The sequence below is a fragment of the Streptomyces sp. NPDC046712 genome, from assembly GCF_040645695.1.
In the GTDB taxonomy this organism is placed as follows: domain Bacteria; phylum Actinomycetota; class Actinomycetes; order Streptomycetales; family Streptomycetaceae; genus Streptomyces.
In genome coordinates this window covers 262995-287312 of sequence record NZ_JBEYYW010000003.1, presented here as the reverse complement: position 1 = coordinate 287312, position 24318 = coordinate 262995, and the positions used below count along the sequence as shown (strand labels likewise).

Here is a 24318-nt window from a genome sequence, read left to right as displayed (position 1 = left end):
TGTCCGCACCCAATTCTTTATATACGGACAGAACGGACGCGATCCCGTACGGCCGCCCCGCCAATGGCACCATGACGCGGTGACCCACGCACGGCAGCACACGAACCGCGTCCCCGTCCAGGTGATCGCCCACCGCGGAGCCTCCGAGGACGCCCCGGAACACACCCTGGCCGCTTATGTGAAGGCCATCGAGGACGGCGCCGACGCCCTCGAGTGCGATGTCCGGCTCACCGCCGACGGCCACCTCGTCTGCGTCCACGACCGACGCGTCGACCGCACCTCCAACGGCCGCGGCGCCGTCTCCGCCCTGGAGCTCGCGGACCTCGCCGCGCTCGACTTCGGCACCTGGAAGGGGCGCGAGGAGGCGGGCGAGAGCCCGGACTGGAGGGACCCCGAGCTCACCTCCGTACTCACCCTGGAACGTCTCCTGGAGCTGGTCTCGGACGCGGGACGGCGCGTCGAGCTCGCCATCGAGACCAAGCACCCCACTCGCTGGGCGGGCCAGGTGGAGGAGCGGCTGCTCCACCTCCTCAAGCGCTTCGGCCTCGCGGAGCCGGCCGCCCCCGAAGACTCCCCGGTACGCGTCATGAGCTTCTCGCCGCGCTCGCTCAGCCGGATCGCGGCCGCCGCGCCGACCCTGCCCATCGTCTCGCTGTCGCAGTTCGTCACCCCACGCCTGCGCGACGGACGGCTGCCGGCGGGCGCGCGGATCGCCGGACCGTCGATCCGGATCGTCCGCCACCACCCCACCGTGATCCTTCGGCTCCAGAAGGCCGGACACCAGGTCCACGTGTGGACTGTGGACGATCCGGAGGACGTGGAGCTGTGCGAGCGGCTCGGCGTGGACGCGATCATCACCAATCGCCCGAAGCAGGTGCTGTCCCAGTTGGGCCGCGTTTGACCCGTTCTCCCCACCCGTATCGGGCCTTACAGGGAGTGCACCGGCGCGTTCGGCTCGTACTCGATCGTCACGAGTGCGTCACCGGAGGCTCATTGGCCGGTTTCCGGTCCAGGCCATTGGGGCATTCACACCGTGGCGTGGGGCAAAGGAGGTCTCGGGGGTGGCGTTGGTGGTGGCACAGGAGGTGCCCACGTCGTCGAGCATGGCCGTACCCCATGGCCCTGCGGGCGTGGGTAAGGCGCGACACCGTATGCGGGAGCAGTTGAGCCGCAGCGGGATGTCCGAATCGGTCGTCGACGATGCGGTACTGATCCTTTCCGAGCTGCTCAGCAATGCCTGCCGGCACGGCAGGCCGCTGGGACGGGCCGATGTGGGTGACGGGGATGTCCGAGCCGCGTGGCGCGTCGACGCGGCGGGTGGCCTGACGGTCGAGGTGACGGACGGCGGTGGTCCTACGCGACCTGTTCCGTCGACGCCCTCGGTCACCGCTCGCGGCGGCCGTGGGCTGAACATCATCAGCGCGCTGGCTCAGGACTGGGGCGTACGGGACAGCGCGACGGGCGAGGTCACGGTCTGGGTGGTCGTCACCGAGGGCCATCGGCGCGAGGACTTCGCGGCGAGGGTCGGCGGCGGCTCGGGCTTCGAGTTCCTGGACGCGTACGACGACCTGGACTGAAGAAACCGAAGACCGGACAGCCCGCTCCGACAGGACCAGGACCAGGACCAGCCGCAGGCCCGGCAGCGGGCAGCGGGCAGCGGGCAGCGGGCAGCGGGCAGCGGGCAGCGGGCAGCGGGCAGCGCAACAGGCCGGGCCGCGGCCCGGACACGGACTGCGCGAACAGGCCGGGCGACGGACCGGACACCGGGCAGGGCGAACAGGGCGGCCAGCCGCCCCGACAGCCCGCGCGAACAGGCCGGACATCGGACCGCGCAGCGGCCCGGACAGCGAACTGCCCCGGCCTGAGCCCCACATCGCTTCCGTACGGCTAGGCTCGCCCGACACAGAGCCGTGCATCGAGCACGGCCCTGCACCAAGCACTGCCGCTATCGGGAGAAAGCCACACCATGGCCAAGAAGCGCCCCCAGACGAAGGCCGCCAAGGCACAGGTCACGAACGGGGAGATCCCGGTCGTCGGTGCGCGCGAGCCGTGCCCGTGCGGTTCGGGCCGCCGCTACAAGGCGTGTCACGGCCGGGCCGCCGCACACGCCGTGACCGAGCTCGTCCAGCGTCCCTTCGAGGGACTGCCCGGCGAGTGCGACTGGGTCGCGCTGCGCGAGCTGGTGCCCGCCGCCACCGTCCCGCTCACCCTGAAGGACGGGCTGCCCGAGGGCGTGCCGTCCGTGACGCTCGCGACCGTGCTGCCGATGGCGTGGCCGGCGCTGCGCCGCGACGACGGCTCCGTGCTGCTCGCGCTGCAGAACGACTCCTCCTCCGGCGATCTCGCCCGCGATCTCGCCGACACCCTGCAGCGCGCCCTGGAGGCGGAGCCCGGCACCCCGGTCGCCGGTCGCCGCGTGCCCGCCGAGGGTCCCCGCCTGCAGGACCTGCTCGACCCGAACGGCGATTTTGCGCCGGTCGTGCACGAGGGCTTCGAATTCTGGATTCCGGAGTCCGCCGACAACTCCAACCCCGAGGTCACCGCCTCCCTGGAGCGCGCCAACGCCGCCGCGATCCCCACCGTCAAGCTGACCGGTGTGGACTCCGCGTATTGGTGCGAGACCCCGGACAAGAACCACCTGCGCTGGGTCATGCCGCACCCCGAGGAGAAGCTCCTCGACGCGCTCGCCCGCCTGCACGCGGCCGGCACCTCCTCCCTCGGCGACGGCACGCGGCTGGTCGGCTCCTTCCGGGCCCACGGCCTGATGGTCCCCGTCTGGGACCTGCCGACGTCGATGGGCGCCGACGAGTGCGAGAAGCCGGCCGCCGAGTTCGCCGAGCGGCTGGCCGCGGCGCTCGCCTCGGACGCCCCGCTGACCCCGGAGGAGCGCCGGGCGCGCGGCGGTCTCACCAACCGTCAGGTCACTCTCAGCTGACCTCCGGGGTGGCTGTGGTGACTGACAGACCGATCAGTCGGTGACTTCCGCCACAACTCTCCGGCGCGGTCAGGTAAATCCCTGTCCGAATAACCGAGATCGAATTTGCGAACCGCAGATCTCTTGTTACGGTTCTAGAAGCCCGGTCGCTGGTGCATCCCCCGTCGCCAGCGATCGGGCCTTCTCATGCCCGGACGGATCCCGTCCCGCGGCTCAACTGCCGCCCGCACCCGCCGCATTGCTCCCCGACCGCAGCAACAGCGGAGTACTGTCGCCCTCTCCCGCGCCCGCGAATTCTGCCACCGCCGAATACGCCGAAGCCGCACCCCGGGCGCGTTCCCTGGGCGTCTCGCAGGCCCCCGGTTCGTCCTGTGCGGGAACGGCGCAGCGCACTTGTACGGTCCGCCCGGCGGGGCCCATCAGGGTGAGTACGGCGTCCAGCCGCTGGCCGGTGGCGTTGCGGTAGTACGTACGCGCCCAGGTGTCGGGCTCCTCCGTGAGGACGCAGGTCTGCGCCTCGATCCCGTCGGGGGAGGTCAGTTCGGGTCCGCAAAGCGAGGTGCGACGGGGAAGCTCCGCGGGCGAGGGCTGCGTCACGGCCGTGGGCGGGGCGGTGGGCTGCTCCGCGGGTGCGCCGAGGCCGAGCCCCGGCAGCAGGCCGCCGTCGGCCTTCGGCTTCGCGTCGTCGCCGGGCACCGGGCCGGCCGCCTGACCCGCCAGGGCGACCAGCGGCAGCAGCGTGGCACACACCACGGCGGCCCCGAGCCCGATCATGCGGAGATTCATGGGACCCACCTGCCCGGCTGGCTGCGACTCGTGAACGGTGGGCCGAAGATATCGGCGGATCCGGGGCGCGCGGCGCGCCGCGCGCCCATATCCCGTACAAGTCGGGCAGCCTCACACCCGTTCGGGTGATGGGGGCGCGTCGGCTACGACTCCGGCGCCCGCCTGTCAGTCGGCACGCGCCCGCCCGCCGGTCAGCGCCCGCCCGCCGGTCAGCGCCCGTCCACCGGCCAGCACGCGCCCGTCCACCGGTCAGTACGCGAGCCTGCTGCCGCCGCCCGGCGCGCCCGTGCTCGCCTCCACCAGCGCGTCCACCACCGCCTCCACGTCCGGCAGCCACGGCCTGGCCGAGCCCGCCAGCGGGGCGCGCTCCCAGCGCACCTGCCCCGTCCCCGCGACCGAGGGCGGCAGCAGGAGGTAGCCGCCCTCGCCGTGGAAGCGCAGCGAGCTGGGCACGCTGTCCTTCGCGTAGAGGAGTTCACCGAGCTGTTCGAGGCTGTACGGGGCGACCAGCAGCGACCAGCGGGTCGGCGTCGCCACCACAGGGCCGAGCCGCATGCCCATGATGTCGAGGGCGGCCAGGGCGCGTGCGCCCGCGACGGCCGGCAGGCTCACCGCGCAGGGCGCCGTGCCGCCGGTGGCCAGGACGACCGGAGCCTCCGGGCGCCGGGTCCACCACCAGCGGATCATGCGCTCGTCGGTGGTGGCCGCGAGCAGTCCGGGGTCGAAGGGGTGTGCGCCGGGGACGACGCACTCAGGGTCGGGGCAGGCGCAGCCGACCCCTCCGGACGTACGCGTCGTCGTCTTCAGCCCCACGCCGGGCAGTACGGGCCAGCCCCATTCGGTGGCGCAGGTGAGCGCCGCGTCGAGCTGGACGGTCCTTTCCTTGCGCCGGAACCGGAACCTGCGTCGCCTTCCGAGGATCTCGCGCATGAGCGCTCGTTCCTTTCCGTTGAACGCCGAATCCACATCACACCACGTGCAGATCTCTTCACCGTGCGTATCAGCGCGTACAAGGTCGGCGGTTCACCGCCCCGTGCGGTGGGGCGGGAGGGGCCGAGCTGAGGCTCGTCGTCCACTCGAGGGGCGCGGCCTGCGGCGGTGAGGACGCCCAGGCACCCTGCCAGGTTCCGGGGCTGCTTCAACTGCCCCTGGCCATCACCGTCTACGTACCCATCACGTTCAAATCAACGCGCTTTCAAACGACGCCAGTCGACCGCAAATGGTGCACGGTGGGGGTAATTTTCAGCCAACTTGGCCTGCACTTCAACCCTTCTGTCAAACACCACAGACACCACAAGTCCCGTGGGGACAATGCTGGACATCGCTCCTCTTGTGCGTGTACATGTGGATGCATTGCTAGCGGCGCAGATTGACATGGGGGTTTGCGATGCTAATGAGCGAAACGCACCGGTCGGAAAGCCGGTCGACATGAGCGCCCCACACCTGCCGAAAGTGGCCGGAATCGATTCCACGGTTCCTTCGCCCGCGCACACTACCGCGCCCGTTCCGCCCGTCATCCCGACCGCCGCGCCCCTCCCTGGCATCCCCGGCGAGATGATCCAGGACCGGCTGGCCAGCTGGGTCTCCGATCTCACCACCCTCCACGAACTCACCGAACGCCTGGTCACGACCGGTTCGCTCGACGAGGCACTGCGCGAGGTGCTCCGCGCCGGCGCCGCCCTCGTCGGAGCCCGCCGCGGCATGGCCGTCCTCGAACCCGCCGACGGACTCGGCCCGGCCTCCACCGTCGGCCTCGGACTCGCCCACGCCGAGCTCGGCACCATCGAGACCGTGCCGCGCAGCGCCACCTCCTACGGCCGCATCCTCGACGGCCTCCCCGAACCGGCCGGCTCCCGGACGGTCCCCGACCCGATCGCGGTCCCCGACCTCCTCGGCGAGGCCGAGCTCGACCCGCGCCACCGCGAGGTCGCCGCCAGGCTCGGTTACGCCGCCAGCTACGCCCTCCCCCTCGCCACCGAGGCCGCCGGCAAACTCGGCGCCGTCGTCTGGCTGTACGACGAACCCGCCGAACCCGTCGAACGCCAGCGCCACCTCGTCGGCCTCTACGGCCGGTACGCCACCGAACACCTCGCCCGCCTCCTGGAGCTGGAACGCGCCCGCGTCCAGGTCGCCACCGTCGCCGAGGAGTTGCTGCCCAGCCGCCTCCCCCGGGTCCCCGGCGTCCAGCTCGCCGCCCGCCACCGCACCGGCCCCCAGGGCGGTGGCGACTGGTACGACGCGCTGCCGCTGCCCGAGGGCGCCCTCGGGCTCGCCGTCGGCTCCGTGTCCGGGACCGGACCGAGTGCGCTCGCCGCCATGGGACGACTGCGCGCCTCCCTGCGCGCGTACGCGGTCATGGAGGGCGAGGACCCCGTCGCCGTCCTCTCCGACCTGGAACTCCTGCTCCGGCTGACCGAGCCCGCCCGCTCGGCCACCGCGCTCTTCGCCTACTCCGAGCCGAAGCAGCGCAAGCTCGTCCTCGCCGGAGCCGGACACACCCCGCCGCTGATCATCGGCGACCACCGCACCGAGTTCGTCGAGACCTCCCTGTCCGCGCCCCTCGGGATGCTCGCCTGCTGGGAGGCGCCCAGCATCGAGATCGCCCCAGCCCCCGGAGAAACGGTGCTGCTGTACACCGACGGGCTGCTGCGCCGGACCGGCGACCCGATGGACCGGGCCTTCGCGCGGCTCCACGCGGCCGCCGCGAGTGTGCCGAAGGCGGACCGCACCGACCCGGGCGCCATCGCCGACCACGTACTGCGGACCCTGCTGCCCGAGGGCCTCGACACCGCCGGGGCCGGGGAGGACGTGGTCCTGCTCGCCGCCCGCTTCGAGTGACCGGTATGTGACTCAGCGGTAATGGGTCTTCCGGCCCTGGGCCCCCTTCCGTACGACCGTACGATGGTGGGGGTTCAGTGTCGTACCAAGAGGAGGCAGACCCGTGGCCGAGGAGCTCACCCCGGAGACCCCGGAAGCTGAGTTGAACCTTGCTGCTGACGCAGCGGGCGAGGAACCGATCAAGCAGCGCAAGAACGGCCTGTACCAGGGCGTCTCCGACGAGCTCGCCGAGAACATGAAGTCCGGCTGGGCCGACACCGAGCTGCACGACCTGCGGCCGATCGCGCAGGCCGAACACACCGCCGCCCGCCGCGCCGCCCTGTCCGCCCGTTTCCCGGGCGAGCGCCTGGTGATCCCGGCCGGCAACCTGAAGACCCGCTCGAACGACACCGAGTACAGCTTCCGCGCCTCCACCGAGTACGCCTACCTCACCGGCGACCAGACCCAGGACGGCGTCCTCGTCCTGGAGCCCGTCAAGAGCGGCCACCAGGCGACGATCTACCTGCTGCCCCGCTCCGACCGCGAGAACGGCGAGTTCTGGCTCGACGGCCAGGGCGAGCTCTGGGTCGGCCGCCGCCACTCCCTGACCGAGGCCGAGCAGCTGCTCGGCATCCCGGCCAAGGACGTCCGCGAGCTGACCGCCGCCCTCAAGGAGGCCACCGGCCCGGTCCGCAACGTCCGCGGCCACGACGCCGGCATCGAGGCGGCGCTGACCGACAAGGTCACCGCCGAACGCGACGAGGAACTGCGGGTCTACCTCTCCGAGGCCCGCCTCATCAAGGACGCGTTCGAGATCGCCGAGCTGCAGAAGGCCTGCGACTCCACCGCCCGCGGCTTCGAGGACGTCGTCAAGGTCCTCGACAAGGCCGAGGCCACCAGCGAGCGCTACATCGAGGGCACCTTCTTCCTGCGCGCCCGCGTCGAGGGCAACGACGTCGGCTACGGCTCCATCTGCGCCGCCGGCCCGCACGCCACCACCCTGCACTGGGTCCGCAACGACGGCCCGGTCCGCTCCGGCGACCTGCTGCTCCTCGACGCCGGCGTGGAGACCAACGAGCTCTACACCGCCGACGTCACCCGCACCCTGCCGATCAACGGCCGCTACACCGAGCTCCAGCGCAAGATCTACGACGCCGTCTACGAGGCGCAGGAGGCCGGCATCGCCGCGGTCAAGCCCGGCGCCGGCTACCGCGACTTCCACGACGCCGCCCAGCGCGTGCTCGCGGAGAAGCTCGTCGAGTGGGGCCTGGTCGAGGGCCCGGTCGAGCGCGTCCTGGAGCTCGGCCTCCAGCGCCGCTGGACCCTGCACGGCACCGGCCACATGCTCGGCATGGACGTCCACGACTGCGCCGCCGCGCGCACCGAGGCCTACGTCGACACCACCCTCGAGCCGGGCATGTGCCTGACCGTCGAGCCGGGCCTGTACTTCCAGGCCGACGACCTGACCGTGCCGCAGGAGTACCGCGGCATCGGCGTCCGCATCGAGGACGACATCCTCGTCACCGAGGACGGCAACCGGAACCTCTCCGACTCGCTGCCGCGCCAGGCCGACGAGGTCGAGGCGTGGATGGCCGCCCTGAAGGGCTGACCTCTTCATCCGTACGAGAACGGCCCCCGTCGACGCGATCGGCGGGGGCCCTTCTCGTACGAACGTCACTCGTCACTCGTCACCGTCACAGGTCACAGCTCGCAGGTCTCAGGTCAGCGCGAGAGGGGCGTCGGCCCGCCATTTGACGATCTTGTCGAAGCTGACGAGCGCCCCGCCCCGGCCCGTACGGCCGAAGTGGACATGGTCGGCCAACTCCTCGATCAGCCGCAGCCCGCGGCCGTTCTCCGCATCCGGGGCGGCCGGAAGCGGCGAGCCGGAAAAGCCGGGACCCGAGTCCGCCACCTCGATCCGACAGGTCTCGCCGTCCAGATAGGCGGTGACCCGGTACGCCTCCGACGCCATGCCCGAACCGGTGTCACCACCGTGCTCGACGGCGTTCGCGCACGCCTCTGTCAGGGCGACCGACAACTCGTACGACACGTCCGGATCGACGCCCGCGGTCTCCATCGTGCCGAGAAGGAGTCGCCGGGCGAGCGGAACGCTCGCAGCCTCACGCCGCAGATGGAGAGACCACCAGATGCTCATGCTTCAGCCTCCTGGCTGCGGCTCGACATGCTGCGGCGCGACATACCGATACCTATTGCCGCCCTAAGGGGTCCGTAAGCCCCTGGGGAGCACAAGAGCCCTCATTCGGCGGATGTGGGCACGCCGTAGGCCGGTGTATGTCAGGCCCGAAGGCAACAAAGGGTGATCTTCCGGACCTGCCGTATGGCGGGCGCGGGCCTGGTGCGATGATGGGCCCGCCATGTCTGCCCCCGCGCTCGCACCACGCCTGCTGAGGGCCGCGGTGTTCACCGCGGTCTGCGTCGTGCTGTCCGGGCTCGGACACGCCCTCGCCGCGTGCGCGGGCATCGCACTGTGGACCGTGGTCGCCGGATTCCTCGGGATCTTCGGGATCACCGTGCTCTTCACCGGGCGCGAGCGCTCGCTGCCGGTCATCGTCACGGCGCTGGCCGGCGGACAGCTCGGACTGCACGTCCTGTTCGGCCTCGGACAGCGTCCGCTCACGGCCTCCGGCCTCGGCCCGGCCTCCGACGACGCGCTGATCCGCATGGCCGCCAAGCTCGTCTGCGGCGCGGGCGCCGCGGCGATCAGTCCCGCGGACGCGACCCGGATCATCACCGACGCCGGCCTCGACCCGGCCGACGCCGCCGCCCACGCGCACCCCACCCACGCCGCCCACCTGGCGACCGGGGCAGCGCAGAACGCCGGCCTCCTGCCCGACCTGCCGATGGTGCTCGGCCACCTGCTGGCCGCGCTCGCCACCGGCTGGCTGCTGCGCCGCGGCGACCTCGCCCTCGGCCGGCTCGTCCGACTCTCCGCCCAGGGGGCGACCGAGCTCGCGGAAGGCGCCCTCGTCCGCTCCCTGCGCGCCGCACTGGCTCTCGTACGGGCGCTGCTCGCCGGCCTTCCCGGGGTTCCGGCGGCCGGGCCGCGCCATGCCGCCCGTACCGCGGCCGACAACACTCCGCCGCCCGCCGCGGCGGCACTCCAGCACACGGTGATCCGGCGCGGCCCGCCGGCCGCCGCCTGCGTCCTCGCAGCCTGACGCGGACCGCTCACCGGGAGCGGGCCGCGGTGATCCGCGCGCGCCCGACCGATCGTCCTGCGGTCCGGCGTGCCCGCCTCTCCCTATCTCTCCCGAGCTGGAGTGTCTTCTGCCATGAACGTTTCCCGTATCGCCCTCGCCGGTGGCATCGCCCTCTCCTCCGTGGTCCTGCTCTCCGGCACCGCCTTCGCGCACGTCAGCGTGCAGCCGCAGGGCGAGGCCGCGAAGGGCGGCTACGCGACCGTCAACATCAAGGTCCCCAACGAGCGCGACAACGCCTCCACCGTCAAGGTCGAGGTCAACTTCCCCACCGACCACCCGCTCGCGTCCGTGATGCCGCAGCCGGTGCCGGGCTGGAAGGCCGAGGTCACCAAGGCCAAGCTGGCCAAGCCGCTTGAGCTGCACGGCAAGAAGATCAACGAGGCCGTCTCCAAGGTCACCTGGACCGCGGACGGTTCGAAGATCGGCCCCGGCCAGTTCCAGCAGTTCCCGCTCTCCCTCGGCCAGCTGCCGGAGGACACCGACCAGCTCGTCCTCAAGGCCATCCAGACCTACGACAACAACGAGGTCGTCCGCTGGATCGAGGAGTCGAAGGAGGGCGCGGACGAGCCGCAGAACCCGGCTCCCGTCCTGAAGCTGTCCGCCGCGACCGGTGACCACCACGGCGGCGGGGCCGCCAAGGCGGACGACAAGGCCGGCCACGACAAGGCCGGCCACGACGAGAAGTCCCACACCGAGGCCGCCGGCTCCCACGCCGACTCCGGCTCCAGCGACACCACCGCGCGGGTGCTCGGCATCGTCGGCATCCTCGTGGGCATCGCGGGTGTCGCCTTCGGTGTCCTCGCCGGCCGTCGCCGCTCGGCCTGACCCCCTTCCCGCAGAGAGAACGCCAGACATGTCAGTCCAGAAGTCGACCGACCCGAAGACCGATGAGCAGGGCCGGCCGAGCCGTCGCGCCCCGCTGATCGCCGCGGCCGTCGCGGTCGTCGCCGCCCTCGCGGTGACGGCCGTCGTCGGCCTCGGCGGAGGCGACGGCAAGGCGAAGGGCTCCGGCACCGGAGCGGTCGCCGAGGTCTCCACCGAGAGCGACAGCACCAAGGCGGCGACGGTCCTCGACCGGCCGTTCACCAAGCCCGACCTCGTCCTCACGGACACCAAGGGCCAGAAGTTCGACCTGCGCGAGCGGACCAAGGGCAAGCCGACGCTGATCTACTTCGGCTACACGCACTGCCCCGACGTCTGCCCGCTGACGATGAGCAACATCGCCATCGCCAAGAAGCAGCTCCCCAAGGCGGACCAGGACAAGCTCCAGGTCGTCTTCGTCACCACCGACCCCGAGCGGGACACCGCGGCCGAACTGGCCAAGTGGCTGCCGGCCGCCGGTGACCCCTCCTTCACCGGTCTCACCGGCGACTTCTCCACGATCCAGGCGGGCGCCCGCCAGATCGGCATCGGCATCGACCCGCCGAAGAAGGAGAAGGACGGCTCGGTCGTCTCCATGCACGGAGCCCAGGTGATCGCGTTCTCGCCCACGACCGACCAGGGCTACGTCCTGTACGGCGAGGACACGACCATCGACGACTACGCCAAGGACCTGCCGAAGATCATCAAGGGGGAGAACCCGTGAACCGCCGCACCACCCGCACCACCACCCTGATCGCCGCCATAGCTCTGACCGGGGGCCTGGCACTGACGGGGTGCTCGTCCGACAGCTCAGACGGCTCCGAAGGCTCCGACGGCAAGCCCGAACTGAAGGTCTCCGGCGCGTTCATGCCGCAGCCCGTGATGGACATGGCCGGCGGCTTCCTGACCATCAAGAACGACAGCACCACCGCGGACAAGCTCACCTCCGTCACCAGCCCGATCTCGGACGACGTCCAGATCCACGAGACGAAGAACCAGAAGATGCAGCAGGTGAAGTCCTTCGACATCCCTGCCAACGGTGAGCTGAAGCTCGAACGCGGCGGCAGCCACATCATGTTCATGGGGCTGAAGACCAAGCCGAAGCAGGGCGAGAAGGTCAGCATCGAGCTGCACTTCGAGAAGGCCGACCCCATCAAGGTCGACCTTCCCGTCGAGGCCGCCACCCACAACCCGAAGCAGCACTGAGCTACTTGAGGGACTGACACACTCATGCCAGCCACCGCCCCGCGCCTCGGAACCGCCCTGACCCGGCTGCTGCTCGTCGCGGCCGCGCTCCTCGGCACACTGCTCGCCGGCGCCGCCCCCGCGTCCGCGCATGCCGCGCTCACCGGCAGCGACCCGAAGGACGGGGCGGTGGTCGCCACCGCCCCCAAGGACGTCCACCTCACCTTCTCCGAACAGGTCGCCATGAGCGCCGACTCGATCCGGGTCCTCGACCCGGCGGGGAAGAGGGTCGACACCGGAGAGATCCGCGACCTGTGCAGCGGATCGATCGTCAAGTACGGAGTAGGGCTCCGCTCCGGTCTGCCGGAAGGCACCTACACCGTCGCCTGGCAGACCGTCTCCGCCGACAGCCACCCCATCGCGGGCGCCTTCACCTTCTCCATCGGCGCCCCCTCCCAGACCTCCGTGGCCCTGCCCGACCAGGAAGCCGGCGGCGGGCTCGTCGGCACGCTGTACGGCATCGCCCGCTACCTCTCCTACGCCGGCTTCGTCGTCCTCGTCGGCGGCGGGGCCTTCGTCCTCGCCTGCTGGCCGCGCGGCGCCGCCGTGCGTCCGGTGCAGCGGCTCGTGGTCAGGGGCTGGCTGACCCTCACCGCGGCCACCCTGGTCATGCTGCTGCTGCGCAACCCGTACACCGGCTCCGGCGAACTCGGCGACGCCTTCGACCTCGGCGGACTGAAGTCCGTCCTGGAGACGAAGACCGGCGCCGCGCTCATCTCCCGCCTGATGCTCCTGGGCGCGGCCGCGCTCTTCGTCGCCGTGCTGTTCGGTGCGTACACGAAGCGGACCGACGAGAAGGAGAAGAAGGACCTCACCTTCGGCCTCGCGATCGGCGGCACCGTGGTGGCCGCCGGCATCGCGGGCACCTGGGCCCTCGCCGAGCACGCCTCGACCGGCCTGCAGCCGGGGATCGCGATGCCCGTCGACATCCTGCATCTGCTGGCGGTGGCGGCCTGGCTCGGCGGTCTGACCGCCCTGCTCGTCTCGCTCTACCGGGCACCCGGCATCGAACGGGCGGCCGTCGAGCGCTTCTCGAAGGTCGCCTTCGGGTCGGTGGTCGTCCTGGCGGCGACCGGGATCTACCAGTCCTGGCGACAGGTCGGCTCCTGGTCGGCCCTGACCGGCACGGCCTACGGACAGCTGCTGCTGGTCAAGGTCGGACTCGTGGCCGTGCTCGTGGGCATCGCCTGGATCTCCCGCCGGTGGACCCAGCGGCTCGGCGCACCGGCCGAGACCGAGGCTTCCGCCGACGACGCCGTGAACACCGAGAACACAGAGAACGCGGAGAACACCGCGAACACCGCGAACACCGAAGACACCGAAGGCGCCGAGAACACCGAAGCCGAAGGCATCGACGAAGCCGACGACGAGGCCGTAGAGGCCACCGGCACCGGCACCTCCGCCGCCGAGGGGGCGGATGTCGACCCCGTGCGGGCCGCGCAGCTCGCCCGGCAGCGGGCCGCCGTCGCCACCGCCCGCAAGAAGCGCGACCGCGACGCCGACCCCGAGCGGACCGGCCTGCGCCGCTCGGTCCTGACCGAGGCCGTCGTCGCCGTCGTCCTGCTCGCCGTGACCACCGTCCTGACCTCGACCGAACCGGGTCGCACGGAGGAAGAGGCGGGGCGCTCCCAGTCCGCGTCCGGATCGACCGCCGTACCCGAGCGGCCCGTGGACATCCGGCTGCCCTTCGACACCGGGGGCGTGGACGGCAAGGGCACGGTACGGCTCAGCCTCGACCCCGGCCGTACCGGCGCCAACGCCCTGCACATCTATGTCGACCGGCCCAACGGCCGCCCGCTGGACGTCCCCGAGATCAAGGTCGCCTTCACCCTGAAGGAGAAGAACGTCGGCCCGCTGCCGGTCGTACCCGACCGGATCCAGACCGGACACTGGAGCGCGAACGGCGTCCAGATCCCGATGGCCGGCGAATGGCAGATCCAGGTGACGGTCCGTACCTCCGACATCGACCAGACCACCATCGACAAGAACGTGAAGATCGGCTGACCCACGTGAGCAACGACGACAACCTTGAGATCTCCCGGCGGCGGATGCTCGGCACGGTCGGCGCCGCGGGCGCGGCCGGAATCGCACTCGGTGCCGCCGGTGGCGCCGGGGTGTACGCGGCGGTCGCCGACTCCGGCCCCTCCGCCGGCGATGCGAAGGCGCTGACGACGGTCGGGGCGACGCAGGCGATGTTTCACGGGAAACATCAGGCGGGGATCACCACTCCGCTTCAGTCGCGGGGTCATCTGATCGCCTTCGACCTCACGCCGGGCGCCGGCCGGAAAGAGGCCGCCGCACTGCTGCGCCGCTGGTCGGCGACTGCCAAGGCGCTGATGGCGGGCAAGCCGTCGACCGACGACACCGGCATCGCCCTGGACGCGGGTCCCTCCTCCCTGACGGTCACCTTCGGCTTCGGTCACTCCTTCTTCTCCCGTACGGGACTCACCGCGCGCCGCCCGACGCAGCTCGACCCGCTGCCCGCCTTCTCGGCCGACGCGCTCGACCCGAAGAGGTCGGAGGGCGACCTGTGGGTGCAGATCGGTGCGGACGACGCGCTGGTCGCCTTCCACGCACTGCGCGCACTGCAGAAGGACGCGGGCTCGGCGGCCAGGGTCCGCTGGCAGATGAACGGCTTCAACCGGTCCGCCGGTGCCACCGCCAAGCCGATGACGGCCCGGAACCTGATGGGTCAGGTGGACGGCACCGGCAACCCGAAGCCCACCGATCCCGACTTCGACCGGCGGATCTTCGTCCCGGCCGGTGCCTCAGGAGCCTCTGGGGCCCAGGAGTGGATGGCCGGGGGCTCGTACGCCGTCGTACGCCGGATCCGCATGCTGCTCGACGACTGGGAGCAGCTCCCCCTCGACAAGCAGGAGAAGGTCATCGGTCGGCGGAAGTCGGACGGCGCGCCGCTGACCGGCGGGAGCGAGACGACCGAACTCGATCTGAACAAGGTCGGACCGGACGGGAAGCTGGTCATCCCGGACAACGCCCACTCCCGTATCTCCGCCCCCGAACAGAACGGCGGAGCGGCGATGCTCCGCAGGCCGTTCTCCTTCCACGACGGCATCGGACCGGACGGCACACCCGACGCGGGGCTGCTCTTCATCTGCTGGCAGGCCGATCCGCTGAGGGGCTTCGTCCCCGTGCAGCGCAAGCTCGACCGGGGCGACGCGCTGTCCGCGTTCATCCGCCACGAGGCCAGCGGCCTGTTCGCCGTACCGGGCGGGGCGGCCGAGGGCGAGTACGTGGGCCAGCGGCTGCTGGAGGCCTGAGGGGCCCGGCGCCTATTAGGGTGACCGTATGTCAGCCACCCGGTATACGTATCTCGGTCCCGAAGGCACTTTCACGGAGGCCGCGCTGCGTACGCTGCCCGAGGCCGCGACCAGGGAGCTCGTCCCGATGGTCTCCGTCCCGGCCGCGCTGGACGCCGTACGCAACGGGGAGGCCGCCGCCGCCCTCGTACCGATCGAGAACTCGGTGGAGGGCGGGGTCACCGCCACCCTGGACGAGCTGGCCTCCGGCGAGCCGCTGATGATCTACCGCGAGGTGGTCCTGCCGATCGCCTTCGCCCTGCTCGTCCGGCCGGGCACCAAGCTGTCCGAGGTCAAGACGGTCACCGGTCACCCGGTGGCCCAGCCGCAGGTACGGAACTGGCTGCGCGCCCACCTGCCCGACGCCCTGTGGGAGTCGGCCGCGTCGAACGCGGACGGGGCCCGGCTCGTGCAGGAGGGCCGTTTCGACGCGGCCTTCGCCGGCGAGTTCGCTGCGGCGACCTATGGCCTGGAGGCCCTGGTCACCGAGATCCACGACGCGGAGAACGCAGAGACCCGGTTCGTCCTGGTGGGTCGGCCGGCCCGGCCGGCGGCCCCGACGGGCGCGGACAAGACCTCGGTCGTGCTGTGGCTGGGTGATGACCATCCGGGTGCCCTCCTCGAGCTGCTCCAGGAATTCGCGGTGCGTGGGGTCAACCTGATGCTGATCCAGTCCCGCCCGACGGGCGCGGGCATCGGCAACTACTGCTTCGCCGTGGACGCCGAGGGCCATATCTCCGACCGGCGCGTGGGCGAGGCGCTCATGGGTCTGAAGCGCATCTGTCCGAAGGTGCGGTTCCTCGGGTCGTATCCGCGGGCGGGTGTCGCGGTGAAGGACGTGCGGGCGCTGCGGCGCGGGACGTCGGACGGGGAGTTCATGGCGGCCTCCGATTGGCTGGCGAGGGCCCAGGACGGTCGGGCCTGATCCGATCGTGGCCCATCGCCCCTTTTGCCGAGGCCGGTCGTCCACAGGTTTGAACCACTAGTCCTACCTGCATATTTTCCGTTCGGCCCCATAGTTATCCACAGGCGACCGGCTCGACCTGGGGACAAGTCGATATCGCGCTCGGGCAAGGTCGACAAATCGCCCCGGTCACCTTGCGTCCGCCCACAGGGTCGATGTCGACCCGCGTCACCCCAATTCCCTTGATCAACTCTATAGAGCGAGGAATTCCCACTCGGAAGAGTGGGCGAGGCGGGTTTGATCGCGATTGCCCCCAGGAATGCGTTCACGATCCACAGACCTTTCGCACAGGCTGTGGAAAACTCTCGGCGGCGCGCACCGCTGTGGAGAAGTCGAGGGAAGTCCCTTGATCCACTGGGCGGTTCGGTCAAGCCGTGGGTGTCGATCCGCCCCTTTTCGGGGGCTCGCGGCCGGTTTATTGACGAAAAGCGTAAGCATTGTTCAATCCCGGCAATTCGGGCAAAGCGACACGCAAGGCTATATCCGGTTGGGGTGTCACGAGCCCGCACCGGTAGCCTGGTGGGGTGATTGACCTTCGCCTGCTCCGTGAGGACCCCGACCGTGTTCGCGCCTCCCAGCGCGCCCGTGGAGAGGACGTCGCGCTCGTCGACGCCCTGCTCTCCGCCGATGAGCGGCGCAGGTCGTCCGGCGTCCGCTTCGACGAGCTCCGTTCCGAGCAGAAGGCGCTCGGCAAGCTGATCCCCAAGGCCACGCCCGAGGAGCGCGCCGAGCTCCTGCAGCGGGCCGAGCAGCTCAAGACCGACGTCAAGTCTGCCGAGGCCGAGCAGAACGAGGCCGACGAGACCGCCCGCGCGCTCCTGCTCCAACTCGGCAACATCGTCCACGCGGACGTGCCCGTGGGCGGCGAGGAGGACTTCGTCGTCCTCGAGACGCACGGCACCATCCGCGACTTCGCGGCCGAGGGCTTCGAGCCCAAGGACCACCTGGAGCTGGGCGAGGCGCTGGGCGCCATCGACGTCGAGCGGGGCGCCAAGGTCTCCGGCTCGCGCTTCTACTACCTGACGGGTGTCGGCGCCCTGCTGGAGCTGGCCCTCGTCAACGCGGCGATCGCCCAGGCGACCGAGGCCGGGTTCATCCCGATGCTGACGCCGGCGCTGGTCCGCCCGCGTGCCATGGAGGGCACCGGCTTCCTCGGCCAGGCCGCGGAGAACGTGTACCACCTGGAGCGGGACGACTACTACCTCGTCGGTACGTCCGAGGTCCCCCTCGCCGCGTACCACATGGACGAGATCATCGACGCCGACAAGCTCCCGCTGCGCTACGCCGGCTTCTCGCCGTGCTTCCGCCGCGAGGCCGGCACGTACGGCAAGGACACCCGGGGCATCTTCCGCGTCCACCAGTTCGACAAGGTCGAGATGTTCTCGTACGTCGCTCCGGAGGACGCCGAGAACGAGCACAAGCGGCTCCTCGACTGGGAGAAGCAGTGGCTGACCAGCCTCGAGCTGCCCTTCCAGGTCATCGACGTGGCCACCGGCGACCTCGGTGCCTCCGCCTCGCGCAAGTTCGACTGCGAGGCGTGGATCCCGACGCAGGGCAAGTACCGCGAGCTGACCTCGGCGTCGAACTGCGACGGCTTCCAGGCACGTCGCCTGTCCGTGCGGATGCGTGACGAGCGGAACGGCAAGAAGGTCGTGCAGCCGCTGGCGACGCTGAACGGCACGCTCTGCGCCGTACCGCGCACGATCGTGGCGATCCTGGAGAACCACCAGCTGCCGGACGGTTCGGTGCGGGTGCCCGAGGTGCTGCGGCCGTACCTGGGTGGCCGCGAGGTCCTGGAGCCGATCTCCAAGTGAGCCCGTTCCCGTACAAGCTCGTCGCGACGGACCTCGACGGCACGCTGCTGCGGGCCGACGAGTCGGTCTCGGAACGTACGCGAGACGCCCTCGCCGCCGTGGTGGCGGCGGGGGCGGCACACATCATCGTCACCGGCCGGTCCGTGCCCTGGACCCGGCACATCCTCGACGACCTCGGCTACGAGGGGCTCGCGGTGTGCGGTCAGGGCGCGCAGGTCTACCACGCGGGCGAGCACCGGCTGCTGACCTCGGTGACCCTGGACCGGCAGCTGGCCGGCCTGGCGCTGTCGAAGATCGAGGCCGAGGTCGGGCCGCTGGCAATCGCCGCCAGCCGCGACGGCCTGGACGGCGAAGTGCTGGTCAGCGCCGACTACCGGCTCCAGGAGGGGCCGCTGCCGGTGGTCCTCTTCAAGGACCCGACGGAGCTGTGGTCCGCCCCGCTGAACAAGCTCTACATCCAGCACCCCACGCTGTCGGACGACGAGCTGGCGGGTGCCGCCCGGCAGACCGTCGGCAGCCTGGTGGACGTGGTCATGGCCGGTGCCGGGATCGTGGAGATCCTTCCGCTGGGTCTGACCAAGGCCACGGGCCTGTCGCTCGCGGCGCGCAGGCTGGGTGTGAAGGCGGCGGAGACGATCGCCTTCGGCGACATGCCGAACGACATCCCGATGTTCGGCTGGGCGGCGCGGGGTGTGGCGATGGCCAACGCGCACGACGCCCTGAAGGCGGTCGCGGACGAGGTGACGGCGTCGAACGAGGAGGACGGCATCGCGGTCGTCCTGGAGCGTCTGCTCGCGGCGTAGGGGCGGGTTGCTGCTACGCGGGTGTTCCCGGTCTGCGGGTGTTCCCAGTCTGCGGGTGTTCCCAGTCTGCGGGTGTTCCCGGTCTGCGGGTGCTTGCGGTCTGCGGGTGTTCGCGGTCTGCGGAGGATGCGCGAATCGAACGCGCGCGGGGGTGACCCCGACCATGGCTTAGCAAGCCAGTGCCTTACCGCTCGGCCAATCCTCCGGGTGGGCGGCCCGCGCGGAGAACCCGCGCGCTCGAAGCGGCCGCCCCGGCGGCGCTAGGGGGCGCCGCCCTGCAGGGAGCTCGACGGACTCGAACTCCGGCTCGAACTGGTGTCGGTCATCGTCGTGCTCCTCCCCGGTCTCACGGCGGGCATCTCCCGCGCAACTAGTGTGCGTGCGGCGGAGGTTCGGCAGCCACCGGTTTTCCGCGCGGCACACCGCGCGTCAACGGCCAACATGCCAGCCCGATCGCCAGCGAGACCGCGTGCCCCAGATCCGTGTACGTATGGCTCGTACAGAGCGGTACGGCGACGAAGGCCACCGCCCCCGCCAGATAGAGCCACCGCCAGGGCCGTGGGATCCGGTACGTCAGGATCCCGACCGACGCCGCGAGCCCGTAGCTCACGCCGATGTCCACCACATGCGCCATGCTGCGCGGCACGTCATGGTCCTGGATCGCCTGCAGGACGACCTTCTGGCTGATGAGCGTCGCCGCGATGTGGGCCGTGGCGACCGTGAAGAGCCACTTCGGCATGCCGAGCCACCGCTCCACGGGCGCGTGGAAGACCTCGAACAGCACCGCGTACGGGACGAAGGTGGAGGGGTTCTCGATCCAGAACGCGCTGCCGACCAGGGCCTGGAGCGGGTGGTGGGAGAGCTGGTGCAGATTGCTGCTGTTGCGGTGCAGGAGGTAGTGCTCCAGGCCGGCGGAGGACAGCGCGATGACGATGCTGGTGATCGCGATGACGAGCAGCCAGACATGCGTACCGGGTGACGAACGCACCCACGACCTGATCGGTCGGGACGGTTCGCCACCCGGCGGGCAGGGTTCCAAGGTCGGCACTCTTCCGTGCCTACCACCCCGAGGTGGGAGAAACCTCAGAAATTGATCATGTGTCCGGCAAGGCCGTGGATCGCTTCCTTCACGGCCTCGCCCAGCGTCGGGTGCGCGTGGACGTTCCGCGCGACCTCGTGGACCGTCAGGTCCCACTGCTGCGCCAGCGTCAGCTCGGGCAGCAGCTCGGTGACGTCGGGACCGATCAGGTGGGCGCCGATGATCTCGCCGTACTTCCCGTCGCTGATGATCTTCACGAAGCCGGTGGAGTCGCCGAGGCCGTGCGCCTTGCCGTTGGCCGTGAAGGGGAACTTGGCGACCTTGACGTCGTACCCCTGCTCCCGCGCCTGCGCCTCGGTCCAGCCGAAGCTGGCGATCTGCGGCTGGCAGTAGGTGGCGCGCGGGATCATCGGGTAGTCGAGCTCCATGGTCTCGGTGTCCCCGATGGTCTCGGCGGCGACGACACCCATGGACTCGGCGGTGTGCGCGAGCATCAGCTTCGCGGTCACGTCGCCGATGGCGTAGATGTGCGGCACGGAGGTGCGGCAACGGCCGTCGACGTCGATGGCACCACGGTCGGTCAGCGCGACGCCGGTGTTCTCCAGGCCGTAGCCGGAGACGTTGGGGGCGAAGCCGATGGCCTGCAGGACCTTGTCGGCCTCCAGGACCTTCTGCGCGCCGTCCTTGCCGGTGACGGTGACGCGGACCTGCGGGCCCGACTCGTCGATCGTCTCGACACGGGTCGAGGTCAGGACGTCGATGCCGAGCTTGCGGTACTGCTTGGCCAGCTCCTTGGAGACGTCCGCGTCCTCCAGCGGAGCGATCCGGTCCAGGAACTCGACGACGGTGACCTTCACGCCGTAGTTGTGGAGCACGTACGCGAACTCGATGCCGATCGCGCCCGCGCCGGCGATGATGATCGACTGCGGAACGTCCTCGGCGAGGATCTGCTCCTCGAACGTCACGACGCGCTCGCTGCGGGCCGTGCCGGGCAGCAGGCGCGGGGTGGCGCCGGTGGCGATGATGCAGTTGTCGAACGTGATCGTCTGCGTGGTGCCGTCGGACTTGGCGACCTGCATCGTGTTCGCGTCGACGAAGGTGCCGCGGCCGTCGAACTCCGTGATGCCGTTCTTCTTCATCAGGAAGTGGACGCCCTTGACCCGGCCGTCCGCGACCGTGCGGCTGCGGCGGAACGCCTCGCCGTAGTCGAAGGAGACCGTGCCGTCGACCTTGATGCCGAAGGTCTTCGCCTCGTGGTTGAAGATGTGGGCGAGCTCCGCGTTGCGCAGCAGCGCCTTGGTGGGGATGCAGCCGACGTTCAGGCAGACACCGCCCCAGTACTTCTCTTCGACGACCGCGACCCGCTTGCCCAGCTGGGCGGCGCGGATGGCGGCGACGTAGCCGCCGGGGCCAGCTCCGAGTACGACGACGTCGAAGCGGTCTGACATGACTGACTCCCGAAGGTGGTGAGGGTGTTCGTGTCCGCGTACGGGCCCACAGTAGTCCGGTGCCTCTCGGCCCGTCAGTTGTAGGATGACCGGGCAACCGGGCGAATATCTCTTCGTGGAGTGGTGATGGCGCTGAAGGCGGCGGGGCGGACCTCCTTGGTGGACTCCGTGGTGGAGCAGCTGCGCGAGCAGCTCGCGGAGGGCGAGTGGGGTGTCGGGGACCGCATTCCGACCGAGCACGAGCTCGCCGAGCAGCTGGGCGTGGGGCGCAACACGGTCCGCGAGGCGGTACGGGTTCTGGTCCACGCGGGTCTCCTGGAGTCCCGCCAGGGCCACGGCACCTTTGTCAGGTCGACCGCCGATCCGGCAGCCGTCCTGCGCGGAGTGCGCCATGCGGGTGCACGGGACGTCACGGAGCTGCGGATGGCCCTGGAGGCGGAGGCGGCGCGCCTCGCGGCGGTACGGCGGGACACGCACGACCTGCTGCGGTTGCGGGCGGCGCTGACGACCCTCCGCGAGGAGGGCGACCGGGCCGCGGACGCGGACATGGCCTTCCACCTCGCCGTTGTCGAGGCCACGCACAACACGGCCCTCATCGAGGTGTACCGCTTCTTCTCCACGCAGGTGCACGAGGTGCTGGTGGAGGCGCTCGGCGACCGGGAGATGCCGCCGGTCGACATCGACGCCCACGAGACGCTGGTCGCGGCCATCGAGGCGGGGGACGCCGAGGCCGCTGAGGCGGGGGCGCGGGAGCTGCTGCGGGTGCCGCTGGAGACGATCACGGCGCTGACGGAAGAGGCGCCGGCGGACGGGAAGCCGACGGGCGAGGCCCCTGTGGGCGGGACACCGGCGGACGGGAAGCGGGCCGGTGAGGCGCGGGCGGGTGAGGCGTCGCCGGGTGAGGCGTCGGCGAGTGGAGCTCGGGCGGGCGAGGCGCGGACGGGTGAGGCCCGGTGAGGACCGAGTCCCGGCCACCGGTCCTCGACGCCGAGGCCGGTGTCCTCCCCTCGGCCCAGGGGGCGGCGGGGCGGCGGGCGCTGCTCGCCCACCCGGCCCTCCTGCTGGCCGGGATCGTGCTGGCCTCGCTCAACATGCGGGCCGCGCTGGCGAGCGTGTCACCGCTGGTGGGCGAGATCGCGGCGGCCTTCGGCCTGTCGTCGACGGCCAGTTCGCTGGTCACGTCCGTGCCGGTGCTCTTCCTGGGCGTCGGCGCGCTGGTGGCGCCATGGCTCGGGCGGCGCTTCGGCGCCGAACCGGTACTGCTCGCGGCGCTCGTCCTGCTCGGCGCCGGCATCCTGGTGCGCGTCCTGCCGTCCGTGTACGCCTTGTACGGCGGCGGCGTCCTGGTCGGCACGGCGATCGCCCTGCTCAACGTCCTGATGCCGGGCCTGATCAAGCGGGACTTCCCCGACCGGGCCGCGTCGATGACCTCGCTCTACACGGGCGCGATGATCGCAGGCGCGACGGTGGTCGCGGCGGCGTCGGTGCCGCTGGAGCAGGCCCTCGGCGGCGGCTGGGAGGCGTCCCTGGGGTTCTGGTCGCTGCTCGCGGCGCTCGCCGCGCTGGCCTGGCTGCCGCAGGTCCTGACAGCCCGGGGCCGTACGGGACATGAGGTACGGGCCGTCCCGGCGGCGCCCGCCAGGAGCGTCTGGCGCTCGGCGCTGGCGTGGCAGGTGACGCTGTTCATGGGGCTGCAGTCGCTCTGGTCGTACGTCCTGATCGCCTGGATGCCCACGATCTTCACGGACCATGGGATGAGCCGCTCGACGGCCGGCGTGATCTTCGCCTTCAACAACCTGATCCAGGTGGCGGGGGCGTTCGCGGTGCCGCTGCTCGCGGGCCGGATGCGGACGCAGCGCCCGTTGGTCGTCCTCGTCACGACGCTGGTCGCGGCGGGTTACGCGGGGCTGATGACCGCCCCGGTGCAGGGGGCCTGGCTGTGGTCCGCACTGCTCGGCGTCGGGCAGGGCGGGGCGGTGGGCCTCGCCCTGACCCTGATCGTGCTGCGGTCGGGCGACGCGGCCACCGCGTCCCGGCTCTCCGGCATGGCCCAGACCGTCGGCTATCTGCTCGCCGCGGCCGGGCCTCTGGCCGCCGGCGCGGTCCACCAGGCGACCGGCTCCTGGACGGTGCCGATCGTGCTGGTGCTGTGTGTCTGCGCGGCGGCCCTGGGGGTCGGACTGCTGGCGGCCAGGGACGCCAAGGTCTGAGCCTCATCGGCGAATCTCTTCGGCGCTGAACTCATCGGCACTGAGCCTCTTCGCGTCCCCGGCCCCGGGCCCCCGACCCCGGCGTCTGCTCGCCGGCGTCTGCTCGCCGGTTCCGCCCCTCGGTTTCTACTCCTCGCCCGCCAGCTTCAGCGTCCGCAGCTTCTGGCCCGCGTACCAGGTCGCCAGGACCGTCACACCGATCAGCAGCGCCACCGCCGTCGGCAGGGCGACGTCCGAGGTGACCAGGCCCTCGCCGCTGACCTTCTGGGCCACCGCGAGCGCCCACTGCTGCACGCTGAGCGTCTTCGCGCCGGCGATCAGGGAGCCGAACAGGGCCTCCCAGACCAGCGCATAGACCAGCCCGATGACCACCGCGTGGCGGCTGACCGTGCCGAGCAGCAGGAAGAGCGCGCTGTACGCGATGGAGGCGACCAGCGCCGCGACGGTGTACGCCACCGCCACCTGCTGGCCGTTGCCGTTGAGGATCAGGCCCGCGAGGAACGTGGGCACCGCCGAGAAGACCATGGTCACGGCGATCGCCACGATCAGCTTGGTGAAGATGATCGTGGGCCGCTTCACCGGCTTGGACAGCAGATAGACGATCGAACCGTCGTCGATCTCCGGGCCGATCGCGCCCGTTCCGGCGATGACACCGATCAGCGGCACCATCGTGGCGAGCGCGAAACCGCCGAGGACGTCGGCGGCGATCTGGTCGTCCGCGCCGTTGAACGCCCGTACCGCGGCGGCGATCACCAGCAGGAGCGCGGGCAGCGCGAAGAGGATCAGCGCCCGCCGGCGGCCGAGCAGGGCCCGGTAGGTGAGCCGGGCGACTGTGGGGTTGTACATCGGTCAGGCTCC

At 71.0% G+C, this 24318-nt stretch carries 21 protein-coding genes, 1 tRNA gene and 1 pseudogene; 16 read left to right on the top strand and 7 right to left on the bottom strand.

The window, feature by feature from the left end; genetic code table 11:
- The first annotated feature begins 79 nt into the window (after positions 1-79).
- The 3 genes from ABZ939_RS05820 (at position 80) to ABZ939_RS05810 (ending at position 2935) form a co-directional block, all read left to right on the top strand.
- Positions 80-901 carry a glycerophosphodiester phosphodiesterase gene (locus ABZ939_RS05820; protein WP_361849698.1) on the top strand — a complete coding sequence of 274 codons (822 nt, stop codon included), beginning with the start codon at positions 80-82 and terminating at the stop codon, positions 899-901.
- Positions 902-974: 73 nt separating this feature from the next.
- Positions 975-1577 carry an ATP-binding protein gene (locus tag ABZ939_RS05815; protein ID WP_361849696.1) on the top strand — a complete coding sequence of 201 codons (603 nt, stop codon included), beginning with the start codon at positions 975-977 and terminating at the stop codon, positions 1575-1577.
- Between the two features lie 389 nt (positions 1578-1966).
- The gene (locus ABZ939_RS05810) at positions 1967-2935 is read left to right on the top strand and encodes a DUF5926 family protein (RefSeq protein WP_361849694.1); all 969 of its coding nucleotides are present in this window, start codon (positions 1967-1969) and stop codon (positions 2933-2935) included.
- Between the two features lie 213 nt (positions 2936-3148).
- On the opposite strand, the gene ABZ939_RS05805 is transcribed toward ABZ939_RS05810, so the two are convergent.
- Both ABZ939_RS05805 and ABZ939_RS05800 read right to left on the bottom strand, forming a co-directional pair.
- Positions 3149-3721 carry a hypothetical protein gene (locus ABZ939_RS05805; RefSeq protein WP_361849692.1) on the bottom strand — a complete coding sequence of 191 codons (573 nt, stop codon included), beginning with the start codon at positions 3719-3721 and terminating at the stop codon, positions 3149-3151.
- A gap of 249 nt (positions 3722-3970) precedes the next feature.
- Complete coding sequence (locus ABZ939_RS05800) at positions 3971-4651, bottom strand: bifunctional DNA primase/polymerase (RefSeq protein ID WP_361849690.1); 681 nt, start codon at positions 4649-4651, stop codon at positions 3971-3973.
- A gap of 381 nt (positions 4652-5032) precedes the next feature.
- Here ABZ939_RS05800 and ABZ939_RS05795 point away from each other — a divergent pair, with 381 nt between their 5' ends.
- Together ABZ939_RS05795 and ABZ939_RS05790 are read left to right on the top strand one after the other, a co-directional pair.
- Positions 5033-6559, top strand: coding sequence for a PP2C family protein-serine/threonine phosphatase (locus ABZ939_RS05795; RefSeq protein ID WP_361849688.1), 1527 nt, complete (start codon positions 5033-5035; stop codon positions 6557-6559).
- A 103-nt stretch (positions 6560-6662) separates the two neighbouring features.
- Positions 6663-8147 (top strand): aminopeptidase P family protein, encoded by a 1485-nt coding sequence (locus ABZ939_RS05790; protein ID WP_361849687.1) that lies wholly within the window; start codon positions 6663-6665, stop codon positions 8145-8147.
- 108 nt (positions 8148-8255) lie between these two features.
- Here ABZ939_RS05790 and ABZ939_RS05785 read toward each other — a convergent pair whose 3' ends face one another.
- Positions 8256-8693, bottom strand: a complete 438-nt coding sequence (locus tag ABZ939_RS05785; RefSeq protein ID WP_361849685.1) for an ATP-binding protein — start codon at positions 8691-8693, stop codon at positions 8256-8258.
- A 220-nt stretch (positions 8694-8913) separates the two neighbouring features.
- On the opposite strand from ABZ939_RS05785, the gene ABZ939_RS05780 reads away from it, so the two are divergent.
- The 9 genes from ABZ939_RS05780 to ABZ939_RS05740 all read left to right on the top strand — a co-directional run bounded on the left by ABZ939_RS05780 (position 8914) and on the right by ABZ939_RS05740 (position 18763).
- The gene (locus ABZ939_RS05780; RefSeq protein WP_361849683.1) at positions 8914-9717 is read left to right on the top strand and encodes a hypothetical protein; all 804 of its coding nucleotides are present in this window, start codon (positions 8914-8916) and stop codon (positions 9715-9717) included.
- Between the two features lie 114 nt (positions 9718-9831).
- Positions 9832-10584 carry a YcnI family protein gene (locus ABZ939_RS05775; RefSeq protein WP_361849681.1) on the top strand — a complete coding sequence of 251 codons (753 nt, stop codon included), beginning with the start codon at positions 9832-9834 and terminating at the stop codon, positions 10582-10584.
- 28 nt (positions 10585-10612) lie between these two features.
- Positions 10613-11344 carry an SCO family protein gene (locus tag ABZ939_RS05770; protein WP_361849679.1) on the top strand — a complete coding sequence of 244 codons (732 nt, stop codon included), beginning with the start codon at positions 10613-10615 and terminating at the stop codon, positions 11342-11344.
- Positions 11341-11826, top strand: a complete 486-nt coding sequence (locus tag ABZ939_RS05765) for a copper chaperone PCu(A)C (protein WP_361849677.1) — start codon at positions 11341-11343, stop codon at positions 11824-11826. Before ABZ939_RS05770 ends, ABZ939_RS05765 begins: the two co-directional genes overlap by 4 nt.
- A 24-nt stretch (positions 11827-11850) precedes the next feature.
- Positions 11851-13869 carry a copper resistance protein CopC gene (locus ABZ939_RS05760; protein WP_361849675.1) on the top strand — a complete coding sequence of 673 codons (2019 nt, stop codon included), beginning with the start codon at positions 11851-11853 and terminating at the stop codon, positions 13867-13869.
- Between the two features lie 44 nt (positions 13870-13913).
- Positions 13914-15143, top strand: a complete 1230-nt coding sequence (gene efeB / locus ABZ939_RS05755; protein ID WP_361849989.1) for an iron uptake transporter deferrochelatase/peroxidase subunit — start codon at positions 13914-13916, stop codon at positions 15141-15143.
- Positions 15144-15171: 28 nt separating this feature from the next.
- A complete protein-coding gene (gene pheA / locus ABZ939_RS05750) occupies positions 15172-16107 on the top strand; it encodes a prephenate dehydratase (RefSeq protein ID WP_361849673.1) in 936 nt (311 codons plus the stop codon).
- A 563-nt stretch (positions 16108-16670) separates the two neighbouring features.
- A complete protein-coding gene (gene serS / locus ABZ939_RS05745; protein WP_361849671.1) occupies positions 16671-17960 on the top strand; it encodes a serine--tRNA ligase in 1290 nt (429 codons plus the stop codon).
- Positions 17957-18763 carry an HAD family hydrolase gene (locus tag ABZ939_RS05740; protein WP_361849669.1) on the top strand — a complete coding sequence of 269 codons (807 nt, stop codon included), beginning with the start codon at positions 17957-17959 and terminating at the stop codon, positions 18761-18763. Before serS ends, ABZ939_RS05740 begins: the two co-directional genes overlap by 4 nt.
- A gap of 120 nt (positions 18764-18883) precedes the next feature.
- On the opposite strand, the gene ABZ939_RS05735 is transcribed toward ABZ939_RS05740, so the two are convergent.
- From ABZ939_RS05735 to lpdA, 3 genes are all read right to left on the bottom strand, one after another.
- Positions 18884-18968 (bottom strand) — tRNA-Ser (locus ABZ939_RS05735).
- A 165-nt stretch (positions 18969-19133) separates the two neighbouring features.
- Positions 19134-19751 (bottom strand): rhomboid-like protein, encoded by a 618-nt coding sequence (locus ABZ939_RS05730; RefSeq protein WP_361849667.1) that lies wholly within the window; start codon positions 19749-19751, stop codon positions 19134-19136.
- A 95-nt stretch (positions 19752-19846) separates the two neighbouring features.
- Positions 19847-21250 (bottom strand): dihydrolipoyl dehydrogenase, encoded by a 1404-nt coding sequence (gene lpdA / locus ABZ939_RS05725; RefSeq protein WP_361849665.1) that lies wholly within the window; start codon positions 21248-21250, stop codon positions 19847-19849.
- A gap of 126 nt (positions 21251-21376) precedes the next feature.
- On the opposite strand from lpdA, the pseudogene ABZ939_RS05720 reads away from it, so the two are divergent.
- A pseudogene (locus ABZ939_RS05720) lies at positions 21377-22039 on the top strand (FCD domain-containing protein); the annotation flags it as partial.
- Positions 22040-22203: 164 nt separating this feature from the next.
- Positions 22204-23460: an MFS transporter gene (locus tag ABZ939_RS05715; protein ID WP_361849663.1), complete on the top strand. Its 1257-nt coding sequence runs from the start codon at positions 22204-22206 to the stop codon at positions 23458-23460.
- Positions 23461-23586: 126 nt separating this feature from the next.
- Here ABZ939_RS05715 and ABZ939_RS05710 read toward each other — a convergent pair whose 3' ends face one another.
- Positions 23587-24306 (bottom strand): ABC transporter permease subunit, encoded by a 720-nt coding sequence (locus ABZ939_RS05710; protein WP_361849661.1) that lies wholly within the window; start codon positions 24304-24306, stop codon positions 23587-23589.
- Between the last annotated feature and the right edge of the window lie 12 nt (positions 24307-24318).